The 23539-nt window shown below is 62.0% G+C and carries 19 protein-coding genes; 8 read left to right on the plus strand and 11 right to left on the minus strand.

All coding sequences use genetic code 11. The annotated features are described in order from the left end of the window. Nucleotides 1-213: 213 nt before the first annotated feature. From C8267_RS01760 to dapB, 5 genes are all read right to left on the minus strand, one after another. Nucleotides 214-1434 carry a M16 family metallopeptidase gene (locus C8267_RS01760; protein ID WP_087361759.1) on the minus strand — a complete coding sequence of 407 codons (1221 nt, stop codon included), beginning with the start codon at nucleotides 1432-1434 and terminating at the stop codon, nucleotides 214-216. Between the two features lie 58 nt (nucleotides 1435-1492). Further along, on the minus strand, nucleotides 1493-4279 hold the full coding sequence (gene uvrA, locus C8267_RS01765) for an excinuclease ABC subunit UvrA (protein ID WP_106633435.1): 2787 nt from the start codon (nucleotides 4277-4279) through the stop codon (nucleotides 1493-1495). 116 nt (nucleotides 4280-4395) lie between these two features. Further along, entirely contained in the window at nucleotides 4396-5004 is a 609-nt protein-coding gene (locus tag C8267_RS01770; protein ID WP_087361757.1) for an IMPACT family protein, read from the minus strand. Further along, on the minus strand, nucleotides 5004-6356 hold the full coding sequence (gene lepB / locus C8267_RS01775; RefSeq protein ID WP_106633734.1) for a signal peptidase I: 1353 nt from the start codon (nucleotides 6354-6356) through the stop codon (nucleotides 5004-5006). The genes C8267_RS01770 and lepB overlap by 1 nt, the downstream gene beginning before the upstream one ends. 103 nt (nucleotides 6357-6459) lie before the next feature. Beyond that, nucleotides 6460-7173, minus strand: a complete 714-nt coding sequence (gene dapB / locus C8267_RS01780) for a 4-hydroxy-tetrahydrodipicolinate reductase (RefSeq protein ID WP_087361756.1) — start codon at nucleotides 7171-7173, stop codon at nucleotides 6460-6462. A gap of 283 nt (nucleotides 7174-7456) precedes the next feature. On the opposite strand from dapB, the gene C8267_RS01785 reads away from it, so the two are divergent. The 5 genes from C8267_RS01785 (at nucleotide 7457) to C8267_RS01805 (ending at nucleotide 12580) form a co-directional block, all read left to right on the plus strand. Beyond that, the gene (locus tag C8267_RS01785) at nucleotides 7457-8887 is read left to right on the plus strand and encodes an aspartate ammonia-lyase (RefSeq protein ID WP_106633436.1); all 1431 of its coding nucleotides are present in this window, start codon (nucleotides 7457-7459) and stop codon (nucleotides 8885-8887) included. A 126-nt stretch (nucleotides 8888-9013) separates the two neighbouring features. After that, on the plus strand, nucleotides 9014-9859 hold the full coding sequence (gene truA, locus C8267_RS01790) for a tRNA pseudouridine(38-40) synthase TruA (protein WP_087361754.1): 846 nt from the start codon (nucleotides 9014-9016) through the stop codon (nucleotides 9857-9859). Further along, the gene (locus tag C8267_RS01795) at nucleotides 9846-10493 is read left to right on the plus strand and encodes an O-methyltransferase (RefSeq protein ID WP_106633437.1); all 648 of its coding nucleotides are present in this window, start codon (nucleotides 9846-9848) and stop codon (nucleotides 10491-10493) included. Before truA ends, C8267_RS01795 begins: the two co-directional genes overlap by 14 nt. A gap of 236 nt (nucleotides 10494-10729) precedes the next feature. Continuing rightward, nucleotides 10730-11092, plus strand: coding sequence for a DUF3857 domain-containing protein (locus C8267_RS01800; protein WP_106633438.1), 363 nt, complete (start codon nucleotides 10730-10732; stop codon nucleotides 11090-11092). A gap of 60 nt (nucleotides 11093-11152) precedes the next feature. Continuing rightward, nucleotides 11153-12580, plus strand: coding sequence for a hypothetical protein (locus C8267_RS01805; RefSeq protein WP_106633439.1), 1428 nt, complete (start codon nucleotides 11153-11155; stop codon nucleotides 12578-12580). On the opposite strand, the gene C8267_RS10815 is transcribed toward C8267_RS01805, so the two are convergent. Then, entirely contained in the window at nucleotides 12577-12732 is a 156-nt protein-coding gene (locus C8267_RS10815) for a hypothetical protein (protein WP_158699658.1), read from the minus strand. The two genes, C8267_RS01805 and C8267_RS10815, sit on opposite strands and share 4 nt — an antisense overlap. Before the next feature lie 43 nt (nucleotides 12733-12775). Between C8267_RS10815 and C8267_RS01810 the strand changes: the two genes are divergently transcribed. After that, entirely contained in the window at nucleotides 12776-14473 is a 1698-nt protein-coding gene (locus tag C8267_RS01810; RefSeq protein WP_234025684.1) for a transglutaminase-like domain-containing protein, read from the plus strand. A 141-nt stretch (nucleotides 14474-14614) separates the two neighbouring features. Here C8267_RS01810 and C8267_RS01815 read toward each other — a convergent pair whose 3' ends face one another. From C8267_RS01815 to C8267_RS01835, 5 genes are all read right to left on the minus strand, one after another. Beyond that, nucleotides 14615-14935 carry a nucleotide pyrophosphohydrolase gene (locus tag C8267_RS01815; RefSeq protein ID WP_087361747.1) on the minus strand — a complete coding sequence of 107 codons (321 nt, stop codon included), beginning with the start codon at nucleotides 14933-14935 and terminating at the stop codon, nucleotides 14615-14617. A gap of 293 nt (nucleotides 14936-15228) precedes the next feature. Next, complete coding sequence (locus C8267_RS01820) at nucleotides 15229-17031, minus strand: M56 family metallopeptidase (RefSeq protein WP_106633441.1); 1803 nt, start codon at nucleotides 17029-17031, stop codon at nucleotides 15229-15231. A 6-nt stretch (nucleotides 17032-17037) separates the two neighbouring features. Continuing rightward, nucleotides 17038-17442, minus strand: coding sequence for a BlaI/MecI/CopY family transcriptional regulator (locus tag C8267_RS01825; RefSeq protein ID WP_106633442.1), 405 nt, complete (start codon nucleotides 17440-17442; stop codon nucleotides 17038-17040). Nucleotides 17443-17707: 265 nt separating this feature from the next. Next, nucleotides 17708-18661 (minus strand): hypothetical protein, encoded by a 954-nt coding sequence (locus tag C8267_RS01830; RefSeq protein ID WP_106633443.1) that lies wholly within the window; start codon nucleotides 18659-18661, stop codon nucleotides 17708-17710. A 610-nt stretch (nucleotides 18662-19271) separates the two neighbouring features. Beyond that, a complete protein-coding gene (locus tag C8267_RS01835) occupies nucleotides 19272-21014 on the minus strand; it encodes a phospho-sugar mutase (RefSeq protein WP_106633444.1) in 1743 nt (580 codons plus the stop codon). A gap of 228 nt (nucleotides 21015-21242) precedes the next feature. Between C8267_RS01835 and dnaA the strand changes: the two genes are divergently transcribed. Next, complete coding sequence (dnaA, locus tag C8267_RS01840; RefSeq protein ID WP_087361742.1) at nucleotides 21243-22655, plus strand: chromosomal replication initiator protein DnaA; 1413 nt, start codon at nucleotides 21243-21245, stop codon at nucleotides 22653-22655. A gap of 227 nt (nucleotides 22656-22882) precedes the next feature. Beyond that, nucleotides 22883-23440 (plus strand): STM3941 family protein, encoded by a 558-nt coding sequence (locus tag C8267_RS01845; RefSeq protein WP_158699659.1) that lies wholly within the window; start codon nucleotides 22883-22885, stop codon nucleotides 23438-23440. The last annotated feature ends 99 nt before the right edge of the window (nucleotides 23441-23539 follow it).

Consider the following 23539-nt stretch of genomic DNA (forward strand, 5'->3'; position numbering starts at 1 on the left):
GAACTCACCCGAAACCAGCAGTCACCGTATCAGTGCATTAAGCATGCTCTCCTCAACCGGAGCAGCTCCAGGCAAAATAGATACCCGGCCGCACGACAATTATGCCGTACGGCCGGGTATCTTTCCGATAATCACAGAAGCTCTTATTCTCCGAAAAGCCGAAACCCAGGTAACGCGCCCCGGACACAGCAGAGGCGCCGTCCGGATGCTGCGCTAACGGTAAATCAGACGCGACGGGGAGGCGAAAATCTCCTCGGCCACCTCGGTGAGCTGCGAAGCGGTGAGCGCCTCGATTTTGGCGTAGACCCGCTCCATGGTATCCACCTCGTCGTGGGTCAGGAAGCTCTTGCCGGCACCGAGCATGTAGCCCTCGTTGCTCTCCATCGAGATGGCGAGCTGGGCGACGAACTGCTTCTTGGCCATCGACAGCCGGCGGCTGCTGAGCGGCGTGCGGCGCAGCCGGTCGATTTCGGCATCGAGCAACTCGAGGCAGCGGTCGGCATTGGCATGGTCGGAGCTGAAGTAGATGGCCACGATGCCGCAGTCGCCGTAGGGGGTATAGCTCGCCTCGATGTTGTAGGAGAGGCCGTGCCGCTCGCGCAGCGAGACGTTGAGCAGCGAATTGGCGCTCGGACCACCCAGGATGTTGGTCACCAGCGCCAGCGGCAGCCGCCGGGGGTCGTCGATACCGTAGGCGCGGCTGCCGACGATGCAGTGGAGCTGGTGGGTGTGTTTGGTCACCTGCCGCTCGAAGGGGGCGCAGGGGGCGGGAACGGCCCGCGTGAAGCTGCGCGCGGTGGCCGGGAAGTCGCCGAAGTAGCGCTGCGCCAGCTTCTCGACACTCCGCTCCGAGAGGTTGCCAATCGTCGAGAAGACCATCTGGTCGGTGGTATGGGTCCGCGCGGTGAAGCGGCGAATCGCATCGCCGTTGTAGCGCGCCAGTGCGGCCTTGCGTCCCAGGATGTTGTGACCCAACTCGGAGCCTTCGAAGAGCATGTCCTCGAAGGTGTCGTATATCAGGTCGGCGGGCGAATCCTTGTAGGTGTTGATTTCGTCGTAGATAACCTCCTTCTCGCGCTCCAGCTCGCGGTCGGGGAAGGTCGAGCGGAAGGCCACGTCGGCGAGCAGCTCGGCCGCCTTGGCGAAGTCGCCGCGCAGGGTCGTGGCGTGGATGGTGGTATCCTCCTTGGTGGTGAAGGCGTTGAGCTCGCCGCCCAGATTCTCCAGCCGGCAGTTGACCTGCCAGGCACGCCGCCGCTGCGTCCCCTTGAAGAAGGCGTGCTCGGCAAAGTGGGCCAGTCCGTATTCGTCGGAACGTTCGTCGCGGCTCCCCGCATTGACCACCAGCGCGCAGTGGGCCACGTTGCCCTTCACCTGGCGGTGGATTCCCCGAATGCCGTTGGGGAGACGGTAGGTATGAAATTCACGTTGCATGGTAGATTCTTCATCGGTGCGGAGTCGCTCCTCCGCGTTGGTTCTGCCCGCGCCGGGGTCAGAGTTTGGTGCGCAGCCGCAGGAACTCGCCCGTATGGCTTGCCGCGCACGACTCGAGCCCCCGGGGCGTGCCCTCGTAGACCAGCTCTCCGCCCCGGTCGCCCGCCTCGGGACCGAGGTCAATGACCCAGTCGGCACACTTGATGACATCCATGTTGTGCTCGACGATGACCACCGTATGGCCCCGCTCGATGAGGGCGTCGAAGGCGGCCAGGAGCTTCGAGATGTCGTGGAAATGGAGTCCCGTGGTGGGCTCGTCGAAGATGAACATCACGCCCCCCTGCGCATCGTCCTTCGTGAGGAACGAGGCCAGCTTCACGCGCTGGCTCTCGCCGCCCGAGAGGGTAGACGAGGATTGCCCCAGCTTGATGTAGCCCAGCCCCACGTCCTGCAGCGGCTGAAGCCGCTCGACGATACGGCGGCAGGTGGCATCCCCGGACTCCTCGCCGAAGAAGGCAATCGCATCGTCGACGGTCATCTCGAGCACGTCGTAGATGGACTTGCCGCGGTACTTCACCTCGAGCACCTCGTCCTTGAAGCGTTTGCCGCCGCACGACTCGCAGACCAGCTCGACGTCGGCCATGAACTGCATCGAGACCTTGATGACCCCCTCGCCCTGACACTCCTCGCAGCGGCCGCCCGCCACGTTGAACGAGAAGTGGGCCGGCGTGAGGCCCGTATGGCGGGCATAGGGCTGGTCAGCGAAGAGCTTGCGGATTTCGTCGTAGGCCTTGATGTAGGTGACCGGATTGGAACGGGTCGACTTGCCGATGGGGTTCTGGTCAATCATCTCGACCGAGCGCAGCATCGCCACATCGCCCTCCAGCGCGTCGAAATCGCCCGGCTTGAGCCCCGTGTCGAAGAGACGGCGGCGCAGCGCCGGGTAGAGTATCCCCTTGACGAGCGACGACTTGCCGCTGCCGCTGACCCCCGTGATGCAGCACATCACCCCGAGCGGAATCCGCACGTCGATGTTGCGGAGGTTGTTCTCGCGGGCGCCGCGGATGAGAATCGAGTTGCGCCACGCGCGCTCCGACGCCGGTATCTCGATGCGGCGGCGTCCGGTAAGGTAGTCGGCCGTCAGGCTGCGTTTGCATTGGAGCAGCTGGTCGTAGGTTCCGCTGAAGACCACCTCGCCGCCGTTGTAGCCCGCCTTGGGGCCGATGTCGACGATGTAGTCCGCCGCGCGGATGACCTCCTCCTCGTGCTCGACGACGATGACCGTATTGCCCAGGTCGCGCAGCTGGCGGAGCACCTTAATCAGGCGGTTCGTATCGCGCGGATGGAGGCCGATGGAGGGTTCGTCGAGGATGTAGAGCGACCCCGTGAGGTTGCTGCCCAGCGACGTCGAGAGGTTGATGCGCTGGCTCTCGCCGCCCGAAAGGGTCGACGAAAGGCGGTCGAGCGTCAGATAGCCCAGCCCCACGTCGGCCAGATACTGCAGACGGTTGCGGATTTCGACCAGAATCCGGGCTGCGGTCTTCGCATCGTGCTCGTCCAGCTCCAGTCCGGCGAAGAAGTCGATGAGCGCATCGACGGGCATGCGCACCAGCTCGGCGATGTTGCGGCCGCCGACCCGCACGTAGAGCGCTTCGCGGCGCAGGCGGCTGCCGCCGCACTCGGGACAGGTGGTCTTGCCCGTGTAGCGCGCCTTCATGACGCGGAACTGAATCTTGCGCCGCTCGGAGTCGATGTAGGCGAAGAAGTCGTCGAGCCCGTGGAAATACTCGTTGCCGCGCCACAGCAGCAGCTTCTGCTCGGGCGTCAGCTCGTAGTAGGGCGTATGTATCGGGAAGTCGAATTTCGAGGCGTTGGCCACCAGCTGGTCCTTCCACCGGCGCATCGTCTCGCCGCGCCAGCAGGCCACGGCATCCTCGTAGATGCTCTTGCCCTTGTCGGGGATGACCAGGTCCTCGTCGATGCCGATGACCTTGCCGTAGCCCTCGCAGCGGGGGCAGGCTCCCAGTGGGTTGTTGAAGCTGAAGAGGTGCTCGGTGGGGGGCTCGAACTCGATGCCGTCGGCCTCGAAGCGCGAGGAGTACTCCTCCACACCGGCGTCGGTGATGATGCGGCAGACCCCTCCGCCGTAGGAGAAGGCCCGCGCGATGGAGTCGCGCAGACGCGTCTGGGCATCGTCGTCGGTGGAGACCTTCAACCGGTCGATGACCACCGACAGCCCCTCGGCCGAGCTCTTCTCATCGACCGTCGGCAGGAAATCCTCGATGAGCATTGTCCGCCCGTCGACATGAAGGCGCAGCAGGCCGTCGGCCAGCAGCAGCGTCAGCTTCTCGATGAGCCCCTGCCCCTTGTCGAGCAGCAGCGGGGCGGCCACGGCCACACGGCTCCCCGCTTCGAGCTCCAGCACCCGCTCAGCCACCTCGTCGACCCCGTAGCAGCGCACCTCGCGGCCCGAAACGGGCGAGAAGGTGTGGCCCACGCGGGCGAAGAGGAGCTTCAGATAGTCGTAGATTTCGGTCGTCGTGCCGACGGTCGAGCGCGGGTTGCGCGTGTTGACCTTCTGCTCGATGGCGATGGCGGGAGCGATGCCCGAGATAAGGTCGACGTCGGGCTTGCCGATTTTGCCCAGAAACTGGCGGGCATAGGCCGAAAGGCTCTCGACGTAGCGCCGCTGCCCCTCGGCAAAGATGGTATCGAAGGCCAGCGTCGACTTGCCCGAGCCCGAGAGACCCGTGATGACGACCAGCGCGTTGTGGGGGATTTCCACGTCGATGTTCTTGAGGTTGTGGACGCGCGCCCCCTTGATGATTATCGAATGTTCCTGCATTTCGTTCGTTTCGGTTTGCGGCTCTGCAGGGCGGAGGCTCCGCCCCGAAGAAACGCCCTCCTCCCGGCCGAGTCGCGTGACGCGGGAGGCGGCGGAGGTCATGCACCCCCGACGGCTCAGGGCTCGTCGACCACGCTCCCCTCGGCCTTGCGCAGCCGCTCCACGAGCCGCTCGGCGCGGCTTTCACGGATGCGTAGTTCGAGCGTGCAGAGGTTGTCGAAGCGCTGGGCGACGACGGTCGGCTGCTCCTCCTTGACCACCTTCATGATGCCGTTCATCGCCGCATAGGGGAAGTCGACGCGCAGCGTGCGGTCGACCGTCCGCTCGACGATTTCGGCCGCCGCGAGCACCTCGGCCGCCGACTCGCGGTAGGCGGCAATCAGCCCCGGCACGCCCAGCTTCGTTCCGCCGAAGTAGCGGACCACAACCACCAGGCAATCCGTCACCTCGCACGAGAGCAGCTGCCCGAGGATGGGCTTCCCGGCCGTTCCCGAGGGCTCGCCGTCGTCGTTGGCGCGGTAGCTCTCGCCGCGGGATCCCAGCCGCCAGGCATAGCAGTGGTGCGTGGCGTCGTAGTAACGCTTGCGCAGCTCATCGAGCAGCGTGCGAATCTGCTCCTCGCTTTGGACCGGATAGGCGAAGGCGAGGAACTTGCTGCTCCGCTCACGGCTGTGGCTCTCGGCCGGCGCGGCGATGGTCCGATAGCTGTCCGAAGGTTGTTCCATCAGCGTACCTTGGTGAAGATTCGCTCCCAGCGGATGTTCGACGGGAACTTTTTGGCAGCGTCGAGCGACAGCCAGATGAACGACGCCTTGCCGACGATGTGGTCCTCGGGCACGAATCCCCAGAAGCGCGAATCGGCCGAGTTGTGGCGGTTGTCGCCCATCATCCAGTAGTAGTCCATGGCGAAGGTGTAGTGCGTCGTCTCGGCACCGTCGATGAAGATGCGGCCGTCACGCACATCCAGCTCGTGGCCCTCGTAGGTCTCGATGATGCGGCGGTAGAGGGGCAGGTTCTCGGGCGTCAGTTCGACGGTCGCCCCGCGGGCCGGCACCCACACCGGGCCGTAGTTGTCCTGGCTCCAGCGCGCATCGCCCCACTGCGGGAAGACGTCGTCGTTGGGGGCGTAGACATAGCGGCGCAGCGAGAGGACGTTGTTCAGCTTGCCCAGCTCGGCGGCCGCCTCGGCCGTGAGGGTCATGTAGTAAACCGAGCCGTTGCCGCTGTATTCGGTCACACCGAGGTTGTCGAGCGCATACTTGGTCAGCGGCGAGGAGGTCTGCACCAGATACATGTACTGCTTGCCCGGCACGTCGTCCGTCTCGCGGCCGTTGATGTACACGGCTCCGTCGACCACCGAGAGCGTATCGCCCGGCAGGGCGACGCAGCGCTTGATGTAGTTCTCACGCTTGTCGACCGGGCGCGTGATGACCGTATACTCGTCGAAGAGGCGGCGGCGTCCCTCCTTCCTGCCGTACGCCTGCTCGTAGGCGCGCAGCTCGTCGTAGTAGGTGACGTTCTGCTTCTCGAGCAGCACCGTGTCTCCGGCCGGGAAGTTGAAGACCACCACGTCGCCGCGGCGCACGCGCCCCAGCCCCTTGAGCCGGTGGTAGGGCCACTTCACCGCCTCGGAGAAGGATTTGCGCGTGGTCGAGAAGGGCATCGTGTGGTGCACGAAGGGAAACGAGAGCGGGGTATTGGGCATCTGGGGACCGTAGGCCACCTTGCTCACGTAGAGGTAGTCGCCGATGAGCAGCGACTTCTCCATCGACGAGGTGGGAATCACATACATCTGGAAGATGAAGATGTGAACCAGCGACGCCACGACCGTGGCGAAGACAATGGCGTTGACCCACTCGTAGATGGTCTTGTAGCAACGGCTCTTGCGGCAGAGCTCGGCGTTGCGGTGCCACACGTAGCGGTAGAAGAGGCGCGAGATGTAGAAGTCGTAAATCACCACGAGGCCCAGAAGCAGCCACAGGTTGCCCGTCCAGACGACGAACCAGAGCGTGTAGAGCAGCGAGGCGAGCGTGAAGCCCACCCACTTGTTGCGAAGAATCGCCTTGAGTCTTTTCATCTTGAGATTCGGTTGGCTCCCCTCCGGCGGCAGCTCCGGCAGCCCCGAAGCCATTACGGCGGAGTGCGCCGCAGGCCGCTCCGGCGGGAGGTTGCGTTATTCGTTACTTCAGAAGGTCCTCCATCGAGTAGACGCCGCGGCGCCCGCAGAGGAACTCGGCCGCCACGACGGCGCCCAGCGCCAGCGTGCGGCGGTTCTTGATGGTATGGCGCAGCTCGATGCGGTCGTCCTCCGATTCGTAGGTCACCGTATGGATGCCGGGCGTCGTTCCTTCGCGCACGGAGTGGATTTCAATCTGGTCGGCGGCGGCCGGAGCGTCGTTCACCCAGCCGTGCTTGGTCCCGAGTTCGGCGATGATGCCCTCGGCCAGCGTGATGGCCGTACCGCTGGGCGCATCCTTCTTCTGCGTGTGGTGCACCTCCTCGATGGAGACCTCGTAGCCGCCCACGCGGTTGACCAGCGCGGCGAGCTGGCGGTTGAGCCGGAACATCAGATTGACCCCCAGGCTGTAGTTCGAGGCGTAGAAAAAGGCGCCGCCGCGCTCGCGGCAGAATGCCTGAAGCTCCTCCAGGCGGGAGGTCCAGCCCGTCGTGCCGCTCACCACCGCAACGCCGCATGCGATGCAGGTGCGGATGTTGTCGCAGGCCGTGGCCGGCGTGGTGAACTCCAGCGCCACGTCGACCCCCGCCAGGTGGGCCGCGTCGAGCTGCGCGGCATTCTCCGCATCGATGACGAGCGCGACCTGGTGGCCGCGCTCCAGAAGTATCTTTTCAATTTCACGGCCCATCTTGCCGTAACCGATGATTGCTGCCTTCATCTTTTTCGTGTCTATAATATATGTGCGCAAAGATAATACATCGCCGCTGTAAAAACAACGTCCGACCCGATTTTTGTCCCTTCGGGAGCGCTGCGGCGCGAAGCGTCCCCAACCGTGACTTCACTCCGGAAAGAGGCGCGGCCGGAGGCTGCGTTCGCGAACCGCAGAAAAAAACGTACTTTTTTCAAAAAAAAGGCGGACAACACGAAAAAATTATTATCTTTCGGAAGAAATTGATTCCAATCCGAAACGAATCAAGGCAAAAACCATAAAAACCGTTACCATGAAAACCGACGAAAAGAAGACCCGCACCGAGAGCGACCTGCTCGGAAGCGTGGAGGTCCCCGAAGATGTGCTCTACGGCGTGCAGACCATGCGCGGACTGGAGAACTTCGCCATCAGCAAGTTCCACCTGTGCGACTATCCCCGTTTCATCGAGGGACTGGCCGTCGTGAAGCTGGGCGCCGCCATGGCCAACCACGAGATGGGGCTGCTCTCCGACGAGCTCTTCGAAGCCATTGCCCAGGCCTGCCGCGAAATCCGCGCGGGCAAGTTCCACGAGTTCTTCCCCGTGGACATGATTCAGGGCGGCGCCGGCACGACGACGAACATGAACGCCAACGAGGTGATTGCCAACCGTGCGCTGGAGATTATGGGTCACCACCGCGGTGAATATCAGTACTGCTCGCCCAACGACCACGTCAACTGCTCGCAGTCGACCAACGACGCCTATCCGTCGGCCATCCATCTGGGACTCTACGCCACGCACCTCGAACTGCGGAAGCACCTCGTGGCCCTCATCGAAGCGTTCGACCGCAAGGGCGAGGAGTTCGCCGACGTGCTCAAGATGGGTCGCACGCAGCTGCAGGATGCCGTTCCCATGACCCTCGGGCAGACCTTCCACGGCTTTGCAAGCGTGCTTCAGGGCGAGGTCGACAACCTCGACCACGCAGCGCTCGAATTCCTCTCCATCAACATGGGCGCCACGGCCATCGGTACGGGCATCTGCGCCGAGCCGGGCTATGCCGAGCGCTGCACGGCCGCCATCCGCGAAATCACGGGGTGGGACGTCAAGCTGGCCGACGACCTGGTGGGTGCCACCTCCGACACGGTCTGCATGGTGGGCTACTCGTCGGCCATGAAGCGCATCGCCTCGAAGATGAACAAAATCTGCAACGACCTGCGTCTGCTCTCGTCGGGTCCCCGCTGCGGTCTGGGCGAATTCAACCTCCCGGCCCGTCAGCCCGGGTCGTCGATTATGCCCGGCAAGGTCAACCCGGTGATTCCCGAGGTGATGAACCAGATTGCCTTCAAGGTCATCGGCAACGAACTCTGCGTGACGATGGCCGACGAGGCCGCACAGATGGAGCTCAACGCCATGGAGCCGGTCATGGCCCAGTGCTGCTTCGAGTCGGCCGAGCTGCTGATGAACGGCTTCGACACGCTGCGCATCCGCTGCGTCGAGGGTATCACGGCCAACGCCGAGCGCTGCCTGCAGTATGTCCATAACAGCATCGGCGTGGTGACGGCACTCAACCCGATTATCGGCTACAAGAACTCGACGAAGATTGCCAAGGAGGCGCTCGAAACCGGCCGCGGCGTCTACGAACTGGTGCTCGAGCACGGCATTCTGACGCGCGAGGAGCTCGACGAGGTACTCAAGCCCGAGAACATGATTCGCCCCGTGAAGCTGGGCATCAAGCCCCGGCGCTGATTTCCCGCCGCATCCCTCTCTGAGCGAAAACCCCGAGCGCAGAGGCGAGGCTGAAAACTTCGGTTTCCGGCTTGCCTCTGCGCTTCGCTTTTCGTATCTTTGTCGCCGGAACGAACCGAGCAACCCATGCGTTATTTCATCGAACTCCGGTACAACGGGGGCGCCTACTGCGGATGGCAGCGGCAGCCCGACATGCCCTCCGTACAGCAGACGCTCGAAAAGGCGCTGTCGACCCTGCTGCGCGAACCCGTCGAGGTGACGGGCGCCGGGAGGACAGACACGGGGGTCAACGCCTCCTACTACGTGGCGCACTTCGACGTGACGACTGCCGTGGAGGATACCGCCCAGACGCTCTACAAGCTCAACTTCCTGCTGCCGGACGACATCTCAGCCGGGGGGCTGACCCCCGTTCGGGAGCTGGCGCACGCCCGCTTCAGCGCCCGCGAACGGGAGTACCGCTACTACATCGAGCCGCAGAAGAACCCCTTCACCCGCCAGATGTCGTGGCAGTACTACGTGCCGCTCGACATCGAGCGGATGAACCGTGCGGCGGAGGTGCTGCTCACGGAGCGCGACTTCACCTCGTTCGCCAAGCTCAACTCGAACAACCGGACCAACATCTGCCGCGTGAGCGTCGCCCGCTGGGAGGTCGAGCCGTGGGGAACGCTCTGCTTCACGATTCGAGCCGACCGCTTCCTGCGCAACATGGTGCGGTCCATCGTCGGCACGCTCGTCGACGTGGGCCGCGGACGCTACACGCCCGAGGAGTTCGGCGAAATCGTCCGCAGCCGCAATCTCTCCAGGTCGAGTGGGGGAGCGCCCCCACAGGGGCTCTTCCTGAGCGACGTGCGCTACCCCGAGGAGCTGTTCCGTCCGGCGATGCTCCGCCGCGACCCGCACGGCTGCCTGCTGCAGCGTCCCGACAACGAAACATTCACCCCAACCAAACGTGAAGAGAATGGAGCCCATTGAACAATACATCCACAAGATGAGCGATGCCGAGGAGCCGCTGCTGCACGAACTCGACCGGCGGACCAACCTGCGCGTGGTGCAGCCCCGCATGATTTCGGGCCACATTCAGGGCAAACTGCTCGAACTGCTCGTCCGGATGACGGGGGCCCGCCGCATCCTCGAAATCGGCACCTTCACGGGCTACTCGGCGCTGGCGATGGCCGCCGGGCTGGGCGACGACGGGGTGCTGCACACCATCGAGGTGGACGACGAGCTGGAGTCGTTCGCCCGCTCCTTCTTCGACCGCAGTCCCCACGGCCGCAAAATCCGGCTCCACATCGGGTCGGCGCTCGACATCGCCCCGCAGCTGAGCGAGTGCTTCGACCTGGTCTTCATCGACGGCGACAAGCGCGAATATCCGGCCTACTACCGGATGCTGATGGGCGACAGCGGAACGCCGGCGCTGGTCCACCCGGGTTCGGTGCTCATCGCCGACAACATCCTCTGGTCGGGCAAGGTGGTGCAGCCCGTGGCCCACAACGACCGTCACACGCAGGCGCTGCTCGAATTCAACCGCATGGTGGTCGAAGACCCCCGCACGGAGAACGTCATCGTCCCGCTGCGCGACGGATTGAATCTGATTCGGGTGCGGTAAACCGGAATCGGAGGCCACACATCGGATTCGGACGAGGCAAAAAGCCCTGAAAATCCATCTTCTCCGGGCCCGGTCGGTACCAAACAGCGAAAAAATCGCTATATTTGGTCTACCCAAACCAACCGCCCCATGAAAAATCGAACCCTGCTGGCCCTGCTCGCTCTTCTCGCGAGCCCGTTGCTGCTGCTGCAGCTCCCGATTACAAATTCGGAAAAGTATCGAAAGAGGAGCTCGAAATGAGCAGTTACGAGCCCGACCCCGAGGCCCGGGCCGTCATCCTCAACGAGGATACCTACCTCTGGTACGACATCTCCACGGGCATCGATTTGATATACGAATACACCGTACGCATCAAGGTGCTCCGCCCCGAAGGCACCGATGTGGCCGACGTCGAGCTGGACTACACGTCAACCCCCTCCATGAAGGAGAGCATCTCGGGGCTGAATGCGGCGGCCTACAACCTCGTCGACGGCAAGGTGGTCAAGACACCGCTCAAGAAGCAGTACATCTTCGACGAACAGGTGAGCGACAATCTCCATGTGGTCAAGTTCTCGATTCCCGAAGTCCGCGAGGGCACGGTCATCGAATACCGCTACTGACTCACGTCGGACTACGTCACCTCCATCCCCTCGCTCGTCTTCCAGCACGACATTCCCGTCATGCACTGCAGCGCGAAGGCCGCGATTCCCGAGTTCTTCCGCTTCAACCGCTCGCTGAAGGGGTATCTGAGCATCAACATCTCGGAGTCGCTCTCCTCGGCTTCGATTCCCGACACGGGCGGCATGCCCTACACGTACACCATCCGCAACATCGTCTGCACGGGAGAGAACCTGCCCGCACTGCGCCGCGAGCCCTACGTATGGTGTCTGAACGACTACCGTTCTATGCTCGAATTCGAACTTTCGCAGATTGCCTTCCCCATGCAGCCCGTCCAGAGCTACTCGACCTCGTGGGCCGACGTGAACGACGCCCTGCGCAAGACCTCCTTCGACAGCCACTGCCGGATGGGCAACCCCTTCCGCAAGGAGGTCGATGAGATTGTCGCCCGACAGCTTACGAACGACGAAAAGCTGGTGGCCATCTTGCGGCTCATCCAGTCGAAAATCACGTGGGACGGCTCCTACACGCTCTTCTCGGAGCAGCCGCGTGCCGCTGCCAACAAGGGCACGGGCAGCAGCTCGGACATCAACTTCGCCCTGATGGCCGCACTGCGCGACGCAGGATTCACCGTCACCCCCATTCTGCTCAACCCGCGCTCGTTCGGACGCCTTCCCTATACCCATGCCACCATCAGCCGCATCAACTCCTTCGTGGTGAAGGTGGACTACGACGGCAAGAGCGTCGTGGTGGACGGCACCGACGACTGCTCGTATCCCAACCTGCTGCCGACGCAGCTGCTGACCGACCGCGCCCGCATCTACGGCATCAACGGCGACTCGGGGTGGTGCGACCTCACGCAGCTCACGGCCAGCTCAACAATCACCAACATGGTTCTCCGCATCGACCCCGAGCAGGGCGTCGTTACGGGCAGCATCACCGATACGGCCAATGGCCAGAAGGCCTTCGAGCTGAGCCGCTCGTGGGCCGACGAGCAGAGCGAAGAGGAGTTCATCCGCAAACTTGCGACTGAAAACGACCTGGAGATAAGCAACTTCAAAATCGAAGGGCAGCGCTCTCCGCGCGTGACCATGCAGTACGACATGACCAGACGGATTGACGGAACGGACGACATGCTCTACCTCAACGCCACCATCATCCCCTTCATGAGCACCAACAGCCTCAACACCGAAAACCGCAAGCTGACGGTCGAGTTCTCCTATCCGGAGACCTACAACATCCGCTGCTCGCTGGAGGTACCCGAGGGGTACACCGTCGAGGAGCTGCCGCGCAACATCGCCATGTCCTCGTGTGAAAACGGGATTCGCTGCCGCTACATCGCTCAGACGACGGGCCGGCTCATCCAGTTCAACTTCTCCTACACGCTTGCGCGCATCGTATATCCGGCCACGGAGTTCCCCGACCTGAACACCTTCATGGGCATGGTTACCGAGCTGAGCAACAGTCAAATCGTACTCAAGAAAATCTAAGCGCCTTGTTCCGACGCCACATACTGCTGCTCGTTGCGCTGACGGGCACGCTGCAACTGCTCCGGGCAGAGCCCGCGGGCGGGATTCCCGACTCGCTGCTGCGCAACAGCGACGCCGTGGTACGACGTTACGACCAGGAGTTCGTCTACCATTCACCCACGTCGGCCGACGAAAAAATGCATTCAGGAAATCACGATTCTCAACAAATCGGGGGCTTCGAAGAGCTACTTCAGCTGCTACACCGACCGCACGAGAAGCCTCCGCAGCTTCAGCGGCGCAGTCTACGACGAGCAGGGAAAACTCATCCGCAAGCTCAAGCGCTCGGACCTGCAGTATACCGAATACTCGAGTTCCAGCCTGGCACAGGACGGCGCCGTCTACTACCTGCAGGTCGACGTGCCGCAGAGCTGCTACACGGTACGCTTCGAGCATGAAATCGCCCACCGGAACGGAATTCTGACCTTTCCCGTCTTCCTGCCTCAAAGCAGCACGGCAACGGCGCTGCTCAGCGGAAGCTACACCATCACGCTCCCGCGCAACACCCCCTTCGGGTGGAAGAGCCTGCGTGCGGGCGAGCCCGAGCACGACTCGACGGAGGAGACCGAGACCTACCGCTGGAGGCTGGAGGGGGTGCCGGCCGTCTGCAGCGAAACCTCCTCGCCTCCGCTCATCGACCTCGTGCCCGTCGTCTACGCCGTGCCGCACCGGTTCGAATACGAGAAGACGCAGGGCAGCATGGAGAACTGGGAGAGCTACGGCCGCTGGCAATGCAGCCTGCTCGAAGGGCGCGACCTGCTGCCCGAGGAGCTGCGGGCCGAGGTGCACCGACGCACCGACGCGCTCGGCACACCTCGCGAAAAGGTCCGGGCGCTCTACGACTATCTGGGTGAAACGACCCGCTACGTAAGCATCCAGCTCGGCATCGGAGGGCTGCAGCCCATGCCGGCCGAGGAGGTCTTCCGCACGAAGTTCGGCGACTGCAAGGCGCTGAGCAACTACCTGAAGGCCATGCTTGCGGAGTGCGGCATCGCCTCCGACTACACGATGATTCACACCCAGCGGCCGCGCATGTTCCACGACTTCGCCTCGCCCGCCCAGGCCGACCACGTCATTCTGCGCGTCCCGCTCGAGGGCGACACCCTCTGGCTGGAGTGCACCAATCCCGAGATTCCGTTCGGGTATGTACACAATACGATTGCCGGCCACGACGCCATCGCCTTCCACGACAACACGGCCGAGTTCGTCACGCTGCCCACCTACGCCGATTCGCTCAACCGCATGGAGCAGACCGTCGAAGTGACGCTTGACGACCGGGGCGGCGCCAGGGGACACATCGCCGAGCGCTATGAAGTGGGGCAGTACGAATCGGTGATGACGTTTGCGAAGCTCGACGCACGGCGCCGCAGCGACTTTCTGCTCAGCGACCTGCGCAAGCTGCCGCTCGTGCGGCTTGCGAACATCGCCTGCACGGAGCTGAAGGAGGCGCTGCCCGCCATCGAATTCGCCTACGATATCGACGCCCCGAAATACGGCACCCTGTCGGGCAACCGGCTCTTCGTACCGCTGACCCCCTTCGCGGATTACGGGACACTCGCCGACAGGGAGCGACAGAATCCGATTTACCGCGCCGAGGGGTACGACGACGTCACGACCATACGGCTCCGCATCCCGGAGGGGATGACCGTCGAATCCGTACCGAAGCAGAGCGCCGGAACGTCACCCTTCGGGAGCTTCTCGACGCACATCACCACGGAAGAGGGGTGCATCACCGTCGTGCTCCGCACGCGGATGCATGCGGGACTCTATCCCCCCGAGATGTTCGACGACTACCGGAAGTTCATCGACGCCCGCTCGCGCGCCTTCAACGCCCGGCTGGTGCTGAAAAAGGAGTAGTCGGGTAGGATGCACGACGTGTGCGCCGGGGCCTGACACGTGTGCCGCGGCCGGCATGAAACGGTCGCGGCACACGCATCGGCCGCATCGACATGCAAAGAGGGTAGTATCCGTCAGCGTCCGACGACGTCGGCGCCGCCTCTACAGCTTCGGGTTGTTGCGGTGGCGGTCGTGGTCACGCGCAGTCTTCTTGGCGAAGTTGGCCTCCATGGCGGCCGTGAGGTCGACCCCCGTCTGGTTGGCCAGGCAGACCAGCACCCACAACACGTCGGCCATCTCGTCGGCAAGGTTGCTCTTCTCGCCCTCCTTGAAGGACTGGTCTCCGTAGGTGCGGGCCATGATGCGGGCCAGTTCGCCCACCTCCTCCGTCAGAACGGCCATGTTGGTCAACTCACTGAAATAGCGCACGCCGTACTGGTGAATCCACCCGTCGACGCGCTCCTGCAACTCCTTCAATTCCATTGTTCAAGCGATTTTAAGCGTCCGAAAGATACGAAAAAAGCGCCGACGGGGCAACCTCCGCTGCCGGTTTTCCATCCCGAAGCGCTGCATCCGCGCGGCACCTTTTCCCCTCCAGCACCGCACGAAAAGCCCCGCGCGGCGGCTCGCAGGAAGCCTTAACGCAGGGCATATTCGTAAGATACCGTCCTCTGTGGCCTGGCATCGCGGGGCAACCGCACCGGAAATGCCCGTGCCGGGAGCATGGACAAGCCCGGCACGGGGGAGGCTCATGGGAGAACGCCGTTTATCGGACGTCAGTGCGCGTCGGAGAGGTGCGCGACATCGGGCTGTGCATTTCTCGCATGCAAATCGGCCTCGAAAATCCGAATCGGCAGGGCACGCTGCACCGGGATGCACTGCGCCTCGTCCAGCTCCTCGAACGGCCGGCCGAACCAACGACGGGAAAGTTCCGTGCGAAGGCCGGCATAGACCTCCGACAACGCCTGCTGCACCTCGGCATAGGCGGCATAGGGCGTTTCGCGGGCGAGATGAATGCCGAAAAGGCCCCGGCTCGTCTCATAACGCTCCGTGCGGCCGTCGGGCAGGTCAATCTCCATCTGCCGGCTCTCGGAGAGGGACGGGTCGTGCGAAGGGTTGAGCACGAACTCCCGGGCCCGGGCCTTCAACTCCTCCACGCCGCACTGCTCCAAATTGCCCTGCGTTCCCGCAAGGATTGTCCCCCGGGCATTGACCTGCACCATGAAGTAGTTGCGCTCCGCCATACGCAGTCGGTACGAATCGGGGTAGTGCGAATTGCCCGGAACCCGCTCCCAAGGGGTTACCGCCTCAACACCCTCGGGCAGCGCCTCGATTCGGGGCGGAAGAAGCCGCTCGACTTCGGTCTCGCCCTCCATGGTCTTATAGCGTACACGCAGCACAGCAGCCTTGCGCAGCAAATCCTTGACATCGGTAACGGAGCCCATCGGCACCGCGCGGGCGGCGCGGATGACGACCGTCATGCCTGAACGTTCCTCCCTGGAGAGGCTGTCGCGCCATGCAATTACGGCCGTGCGCAGCTCCTCGGCCGTGACTTCCCGCCCGTTGAAGCAGATTTTGCCGTCGGAAATGCGGACTTCGCTCCGCTGCGGAGCGGATTCAGAAGAGGTGGCAGCCGAAGGGGCGTCCGGCGCCGGGGAGGATTCGCGGGTGGTAAAGCTGCAGAGCATCATCATCCCCACCACCACGGGGATGGCAGCACCAAGCCGCCACAGGGCATGGCGATGCGTTTCAGGTCGTGTCATCATAACGAATCGGTTTTGGGTGAATGAATGGTTCAGCCCGCAGGTTATATCCGGATTATAACCGAAAAGCTGACGGAAAAGCAGTTGACGATATCGGTTCAGGTCGTATCCGCGGTCGAGCACGTCGCGGTCGGCCTCCCACTCCTGCACCTCGCGCAGAGCCCGCTGAAGCAGCCAGAGAAAGGGGTTGAACCACAGCAGACAGCGCGCCAGCTCGGCAACGAGCAATTCGGCCGAATGGCGGTGACGGATGTGGCTCGCCTCGTGAGCGAGCACCGCCTCACGCTCCTCCGCATCGTATCCTGACCCCAGATAGGCCGTCCGCCAAAACGAGAAGGGGGTTTCGACCTCGTCGCTCTCGGCCACGAAGCAATCCCCACGGTCGGTCACCCTTGCACGACGCCGCAGCCGCCGGATGGCAACCATGCGCCGGAGCAGAGCCAGAAGCAGCAGAGCCGTCACCGTGCCGTAAAGTCCCCATGCCACCGCACGCATGGTCCGCGCGGGGTCCGGTTCCGCCGCTGCTGGCTTCGGAGCAGCCCCACCCGTCGGCTGCAGAGACACAACCTCCGGAGAGCGCTCCGCAGCAGCTATCGGCGCAGGCTCGCCGACCAACGTAGCCGTAACGATGCGTGTGCGGGCAGGGTAGAGGGGGATGTTCAGAAGCGGAAGTGCCGCCGAGAGCAGAATGGCCATCACCAGAAAACGCCGGCAATGGACGAAAGCAACCCGTCGCACGAGCATCAGGTGGTAGAAGGCCAGCAGCAGACCGCTGCAGAAGAGCACTTCGAGCAGATAGAGCGGCAGGGGTTTCATGGCGTCCTATTGTTTCACGTCGTTTTGCGAGGTGTCGTTTTGCAGCATGCGGAGAATCGCGTCGGTCTCCTCGAGCGAGATGGCCTTCTGCTCCGAAAAGAAGGATACCAGGCGGCTGAGCGAACCGCCGAAGAAGTTCTTCAACACACCGTCCATGTAACGCCGCGCATACTCGTCCCGCGTTACGAGCGGGAAGTACTCGTAGGTCTTGCCGTAGGCCTTGTGCGAGACAAAACCCTTTTTTTCGAGAATCCGCACGATGGTCGAGACGGTGTTGTAGGCGGGTTTGGGCTCCTCCATCCCGTCGAGGATGCCGTGGACCACGGCGGCCCCCCGCGCCCAGAGCGCCTGCATGATTTCCAGTTCGGCCCGCGTCAGCTCTTGCGGCCTGTTTTTAACGATTTCCGCCATAACTATACATTTTGTTGTTCTCTCTACGGCGAAGATATAACTAAATTATTAATTATACAACTAAATTCTTAGTTATTTTCATAAAAGGTCGGTCAAAGCGGGAAAGGGTAGCCCAGAGGTGGCGATATCCGAACGGGGAAAGACAGGAAAAAAGCGGGCTCCTTCATGGACCCGCCAGCGCTACAAAACAGAACTTGGGGTGTCATCCGGCAGGACACGCCACGCCGGACAAAGACCGAGGTGCAGAGGAGCGTACAACCGGCGCTCACTCCGCAAGGTCGATGTAAACGGCGCCGTAGCGTCCCCGAGGCCCGTAGAGCCGAACGGCCTCGGCCGGTAAAATATAATAGTAGTACATCGGGACCTCGGCGCTTGTCGAGAAGGCATTGGCCTGACACATCGCCAGCCATGCGTCAACCGTCGTAAAATGACCGTCGAGCAGGACAAGCGGCACCCGCTCGGGGTAGGTTTCACCCACAACCACCGCGCGCCGTGCAGCAGCGGACGGCGGCACAACCCCTTTCAACGAATCGAGCAGGGCGGAGGCCCTTGCCGCAGCCTCCACGCCGTCGGCCGGATTCCAGACATCGAGACGCCGCAGAGTCAGCCCCTCGATAAAGCGGAGCACGGCCCCCGGAACGAACTTGCCGTCGAGCAGGTAAACCGCATCTTTCGGCAGGCCGCGCCAGATGCCCTCCGGCTCCCACGACACCTGCACATAGCCCACCCGCCGCCGCAGCGAGTCGTAATCGACACGCAGCGAATAGGTATTCATCCGCACCGGTTCGTAACGCCGCCTGCCGGTACGCCGGTCGGTCGCTTCGCCGCCCGTCCATGTATACCCGGCCACGTTGCCGACCAGATGGGGAGCAACGGCTTTACGGCGGTTGCGTTCGGTCAGGAACTTCAGCAACCGGACCTGCTCGCGGCCCGTCGAGTCGGAGAGTCGCATGCACCGCCTCTTGACCTTCACGCGCCGCACATTCCAGAGTGTCACGGCATCGTAAGCATCCGAAAAGGGGACCCGCCGGCGGTTGAGCTTGCAGGCAACACGACTTGTGGTGTCCGCCAGCACCGGCAGGGCGGCCGGAGCATCGGCCACCGTATCGCGCTGCGCCTGGTCGAAGCGCAGCACCGCCTCCACTTGCCCGGGCTCCTGCGCCGAAGCGCTCCACAGACCCGGCACGAGGGCGGCCAGCAGAAGAATAATTCGGGTCAAAGTCGATTTTCGAATCACGTTCTAAATTTTTCGTAAATGTACTACTAAAAATTTAGAAATACAATAATTCTCACGCCGGACAGAGAAAAAGGGACAGTAAGGGAAGACAGGGGGGAGAAGCAGAGGCAGGGGCGCGCGAGGAGCGGGAGCAAGGGCAGAGGCAGGGAAAGGCGCAGGGGAAGAGGCAGGGTAGAGACAAGGGTAGAGACAAGGGTAAGGCGAGCGCGGAGACAAAAGTGGGGACAGGCGTGGGACGAAGACAAGTGTGGGGCGTGGAGACAGGAGGAGAGGCAGGAGCAGGGCAGAGGCATGACAAGGGCAAACAAGGGGTAAGGAGCGAGGTTGAAAAGCAGGGACGGGGACTGAAAAGCAGGGGCGGGAACTGGAGCGAACAGAAAGAACAACGTACAGCGATAACCGGACAAAGCAGAGGCGAGGAGAGCTGAGGAGAGCCGGGGAGAGCCGGGCTGCAAAACGGACGGAAGAAGCCCGGAAACCCAGTACTCAGGTGCGTGAGATGAAGAAGCCCACGAGACGACTCGGCAAAAAAAGCCCCGGAACCTCCCTGCGGGAAGTTCCGGGGCTGAGCCGAAAGCCGTAGAGCAGATGACTACTCCAGCTTGAGGTCCTTCTTGATGCCCTCGATTTTGGCGTCGAGCTCGGCAAGCACCTTGTCGTACTCCTCAACCGAGCGCAGCGGAGCCTTCACACCGAAGTAGAACTTGATTTTGGGCTCCGTACCCGACGGACGTACCGAAACAATCGTGCCGTCCTCGGTGAACCACTGCAGCACGTTGCTGCTGTCCTGCACGATGGGGGTCTTCACGCCGCTCTTCACGTCGAGCGTCTCGAGCGTCTTGAAGTCGTTGATGCGCACCACGGGCGAGCCCAGAATCGTCTTGGGCGGGTTCTCGCGGAAGTCGACCATCATCTTCTGAATCAGCTCGGCGCCCTCCTTGCCCTTGCGGACCACCGAAACGAGCCCCTCGCGGTAGAAACCGTACTTCACGTAGAGCTGCTGCAACCACTCGAAGAGCGTCAGGCCCATCGTATCCATGGCCCATGCGGCAGCCTCGGCCGCCATCGAGCAGGCCGATACGGCGTCCTTGTCGCGTACGTAGTCGCCGGCCAGATAGCCGAACGACTCCTCGCCGCCGCCGATGTACTGCGCTTTGCCCTCGTTCTCGCGGATAATCTTGGCAATGTACTTGAAGCCCGTCAGGCAGTCGTAGCACTTCACGTTGAAGAACTTGGCCACGGCATTGGCCATCTGCGACGTCACGATGGTCTTCACCACATACTGCTTGCCGTCGAGCTTGCCCAGCTCGGCCCAGCGCGTGAGCTGGTAGCTGAGCAGCAGCACGAGGGTCTGGTTGCCGTTCAGCAGCACGTATTCGCCCTTCTTGTTGCGCAGCGCCACACCGATGCGGTCCGAGTCGGGGTCCGTGGCCAGTACCAGGTCGGCACCTTCGCGGGCCGCCAGGTCGATGGCCATCGACATCGTCTTGCGCTCCTCGGGGTTGGGCGACTCGACCGTCGGGAAGTTGCCGTCGACAACCGCCTGCTCGGGAACCAGCTTGACGTTCGTGAAGCCGAACTTGCGGAGCGAGGCGGGAACCAGACGCACGCCAGAGCCGTGGAGCGGCGTATAGATAATCTTCATGTCGTGGTGGTGCTTGATGCACTCGGGCGAAAGCGAGAGGGCATGCACGCGGTTCAGGTAGATTTCATCGAAGTCCTGACCCAGGATGTGGATGTTCTCGGGGTGGGCGCCCGTCTGAATCATGTTGATGTCGGTAATCTTCTCCACCTCGGCGATGATGTTCGTATCGTGCGGCGGCGTCACCTGCGCACCGTCGGTCCAGTAGGCCTTGTAGCCGTTGTACTCCTTGGGGTTGTGCGAGGCCGTCACCACAACGCCCGAGTGGCATTTCAGCTCGCGGATGGCGAAGCTCAGCTCGGGCGTCGGACGCAGCGCGTCGAAGAGGTAGACCGTGAAGCCGTTCGAGGCGAAGATGTCGGCCACACGCTCGGCGAACATGCGCGAATTGTTGCGGCTGTCGTGCCCCACGGCCACGCGAATCTGCTCGCCCGCGAAGTTCTTCTTCAGGTAGTTGGAAAGCCCCTGCGTGGCGGCACCCACCGTATAGACGTTCATGCGGTTCGTACCCACGCCCATGATGCCGCGCAGGCCGCCCGTACCGAACTCAAGGTCCTTGTAGAAGCTTTCGACAAGCTCCTTCATATCGTTGTCCATCAGGTATTTGACCTGTTTTTTGGTCTCTTCGTCGTAGGGACCGTCGAGCCATGCCTGCGCCTTGCGCAGTACCATTTGTTCCAGTTCGTTTGCCATAGTTGCTTATCTGTTTTATTTATAGTTTGATTCGTAAAACATCCAAAAATTTTATACGCAAATATAAGAAAAATTATTCGACAATTCAATATCAGCGAGTTAAAATTCGCACCCCGCCGACGTCTATTTTCGTATATATAAAAAAAGGAAATATGCAACCAAAATCCGGGAATCTTTTTACAAAATTATTCACAACTTTGTCTCGTCAAAATGTCACAAACCCGTACCATGTTAAACAACGCGCAGGCATATAGCGATATATGGCAGAACTGTCTTGACCGCATCAAAAAGCAGACGACCGAGGAGGAGTTTGCCAAGTGGTTTCTGCCCATCGTCCCGCTCGAGTTCGACGGCACGACGCTGCGTTTGCGCGTACCCAATGCGAGCTATGTGGACCAAATCGAGAAGAACTACATCCCCTTCCTGCGTCCCATCATCTCGCAGCTCTACGGGCAGCAGACCCGTCTGCACTACGCCGTGCCGAAATCCAACAAGCCCTCGATGCCGCTTCCGCCCGAAGCCGACACGACGGCCATTTCGCACTTCAGCACGCAGACCAACACCGCAAATATAAAGAATCCCTTCGTCATTCCGGGACTCAAGAAGATAATCATCGACCCGCAGCTCAGCCCGGCGCTCACCTTCGAGACCTTCATCGAGGGGGAATGTAACCGGCTGGCCCGTTCGGCAGGCATGTCCGTGGCGCTCAATCCGGGCAACAACCCCTTCAACCCGCTGTATATATACGGTAACTCGGGGCTGGGCAAGACCCACATCGTCCAGGCCATCGGCCACGAGGTGCGCCAGCGCCATCCCGAACTGCAGGTGCTCTACGTCTCGATGAACAAGTTCCAGGCGCAGTTCCAGACGGCCTACAAGAATGGTGAAATCCCCGATTTCATCCACTTCTACCAGATGATTGACGTGCTGCTCATCGACGACATCCAGGAGCTGACCGGAAAGACCGGTACGCAGAACGCCTTCTTCAACATCTTCAACCACCTGCAGCTGGCCGGCAAGCAGCTCGTCCTCACCTCAGACAAGCCGCCCGTCGAGCTGAAGGACATCGAGCAGCGGCTGCTGACGCGCTTCAAGTGGGGTCTTTCGGCCCAGATTGACACGCCCGACCGCGAGACGAAGGTGAAAATCATCCGCGCCAAGGCGCAGAAGCTCGGCACGGAGGTTTCGGAGGAGGTGATTGCCTACCTGGCCGACAACATCTCGGCCAACGTCCGCGAAATCGAGGGGGCCCTCTCGTCGCTTGCGGCCAATACCACCTTCCTGGGCCGCAAGATGACCGTGGCGCTGGCCAAGGAGATTCTGAAGGCCTACGTGAAGCTCTACCAGAAGGAGGTGACCATCGAGCACATCATCGAGGTGGTCTGCCAGTACCTCAACCTCGACTTCGAGCGCTTCAACTCCACGGAGCGGACGCGCGAGATTGCCCAGGCGCGACAGATTGCGATGTACCTCTCGAAGCAGCACACCAAGGCCCCGCTGACGGCTATCGGTGCAGCCATCGGCGGCCGCAACCACGCCACGGTGCTCCACTCGTGCAAGGCGGTAACCAATCTGATGGAGACGGACAAGAACTTCCGCCGCCAGGTCGAGGAGATTGAGAAGCTGGTGCTGGCCCAGTAGCCCGGAAGCCGGGGGGGGGCAGAAGAAGGACAGAAGAAGGGCAAAAGAAGGTCAGAAAAAAGAGCCGGAAAGAGGGACAGAGAAAAGAGCCGGAAGGCAGAGATGAAAGAGAAACCGGAGGGAGGGATGCGATTCATGCATCCCTCCCTCCGGTTTTCACATGAAAAGCGGCAAAGCCTCACGTCGCGATTTTTTTATATCTTTGTATACACCCAACTCCATACGCCGTGAATCCGAAATACGAAACCTGCCTTTTTCACCTCAGCCTCCGCAAAATCCTGCCCCTGCTGGCAGGAAGCATCGCCTTTGTCGGCGCGGGGGCATGGATGATTCTCCACGCCCAGAGTGACCCGTCGTGGGCAGCCCGCTACGTCATCCCCGCCATAGGGTGGCTGTCAATCCTCTTTTTCGGCACCTGCGGCGTCGGACTCTTCATTCTGCTTGTACTCCGCAGGCGCTGCCCGCTGGTGGTCGTATCACCCGAAGGGCTCCGGGTCAACACGATTTTCAGACCGACAAAGGGTTATTTCTTTCCCTGGAAGTCGATTGAGGGGTTCCGCCGGGAACGGATTGCCGGGAATGAACTCCTTGCCATCCATGTCCGCGACCTCGCACAGCGATACGACAGTTCCGGAATGCTGGAGAAGGCCAACATCGCTCTAACGCTGCGCATCTGCGACACGCCGTACACAATCAACGACCGCCTGCTCGATGCAGAACCCGGACAGTTGGAACACGTGCTCGAAGAGTACCTCGCAGCAAGGGGAGAGGCACGGCAGCAATAGACCTGCGCCGACCGCCATCCACCAACGGAGACAAAACTTGACCGTGACAGCTCATGTCACGGCTTTTTCGTATCTTTGCCGGGCAAAAACGACCTCCGC

It is taken from the genome of Alistipes sp. Marseille-P5061 (assembly GCF_900290115.1).
GTDB lineage: Bacteria > Bacteroidota > Bacteroidia > Bacteroidales > Rikenellaceae > Alistipes > Alistipes excrementigallinarum.

Excerpts from the sequence above, each read along its gene's own strand:
- C8267_RS01760 (WP_087361759.1), bottom strand. The coding sequence starts at position 1,434 with ATGCAACGTGAATTTCATACCTACCGTCTCCCCAACGGCATTCGGGGA.
- uvrA (WP_106633435.1), bottom strand. The coding sequence starts at position 4,279 with ATGCAGGAACATTCGATAATCATCAAGGGGGCGCGCGTCCACAACCTC.
- C8267_RS01770 (WP_087361757.1), bottom strand. The coding sequence starts at position 5,004 with ATGGAACAACCTTCGGACAGCTATCGGACCATCGCCGCGCCGGCCGAG.
- lepB (WP_106633734.1), bottom strand. The coding sequence starts at position 6,356 with ATGAAAAGACTCAAGGCGATTCTTCGCAACAAGTGGGTGGGCTTCACG.
- dapB (WP_087361756.1), bottom strand. The coding sequence starts at position 7,173 with ATGAAGGCAGCAATCATCGGTTACGGCAAGATGGGCCGTGAAATTGAA.
- C8267_RS01785 (WP_106633436.1), top strand. The coding sequence starts at position 7,457 with ATGAAAACCGACGAAAAGAAGACCCGCACCGAGAGCGACCTGCTCGGA.
- truA (WP_087361754.1), top strand. The coding sequence starts at position 9,014 with ATGCGTTATTTCATCGAACTCCGGTACAACGGGGGCGCCTACTGCGGA.
- C8267_RS01795 (WP_106633437.1), top strand. The coding sequence starts at position 9,846 with ATGGAGCCCATTGAACAATACATCCACAAGATGAGCGATGCCGAGGAG.
- C8267_RS01800 (WP_106633438.1), top strand. The coding sequence starts at position 10,730 with ATGAGCAGTTACGAGCCCGACCCCGAGGCCCGGGCCGTCATCCTCAAC.
- C8267_RS01805 (WP_106633439.1), top strand. The coding sequence starts at position 11,153 with ATGCACTGCAGCGCGAAGGCCGCGATTCCCGAGTTCTTCCGCTTCAAC.
- C8267_RS10815 (WP_158699658.1), bottom strand. The coding sequence starts at position 12,732 with ATGGTAGACGAACTCCTGGTCGTAACGTCGTACCACGGCGTCGCTGTT.
- C8267_RS01815 (WP_087361747.1), bottom strand. The coding sequence starts at position 14,935 with ATGGAATTGAAGGAGTTGCAGGAGCGCGTCGACGGGTGGATTCACCAG.
- C8267_RS01820 (WP_106633441.1), bottom strand. The coding sequence starts at position 17,031 with ATGAAACCCCTGCCGCTCTATCTGCTCGAAGTGCTCTTCTGCAGCGGT.
- C8267_RS01825 (WP_106633442.1), bottom strand. The coding sequence starts at position 17,442 with ATGGCGGAAATCGTTAAAAACAGGCCGCAAGAGCTGACGCGGGCCGAA.
- C8267_RS01835 (WP_106633444.1), bottom strand. The coding sequence starts at position 21,014 with ATGGCAAACGAACTGGAACAAATGGTACTGCGCAAGGCGCAGGCATGG.
- dnaA (WP_087361742.1), top strand. The coding sequence starts at position 21,243 with ATGTTAAACAACGCGCAGGCATATAGCGATATATGGCAGAACTGTCTT.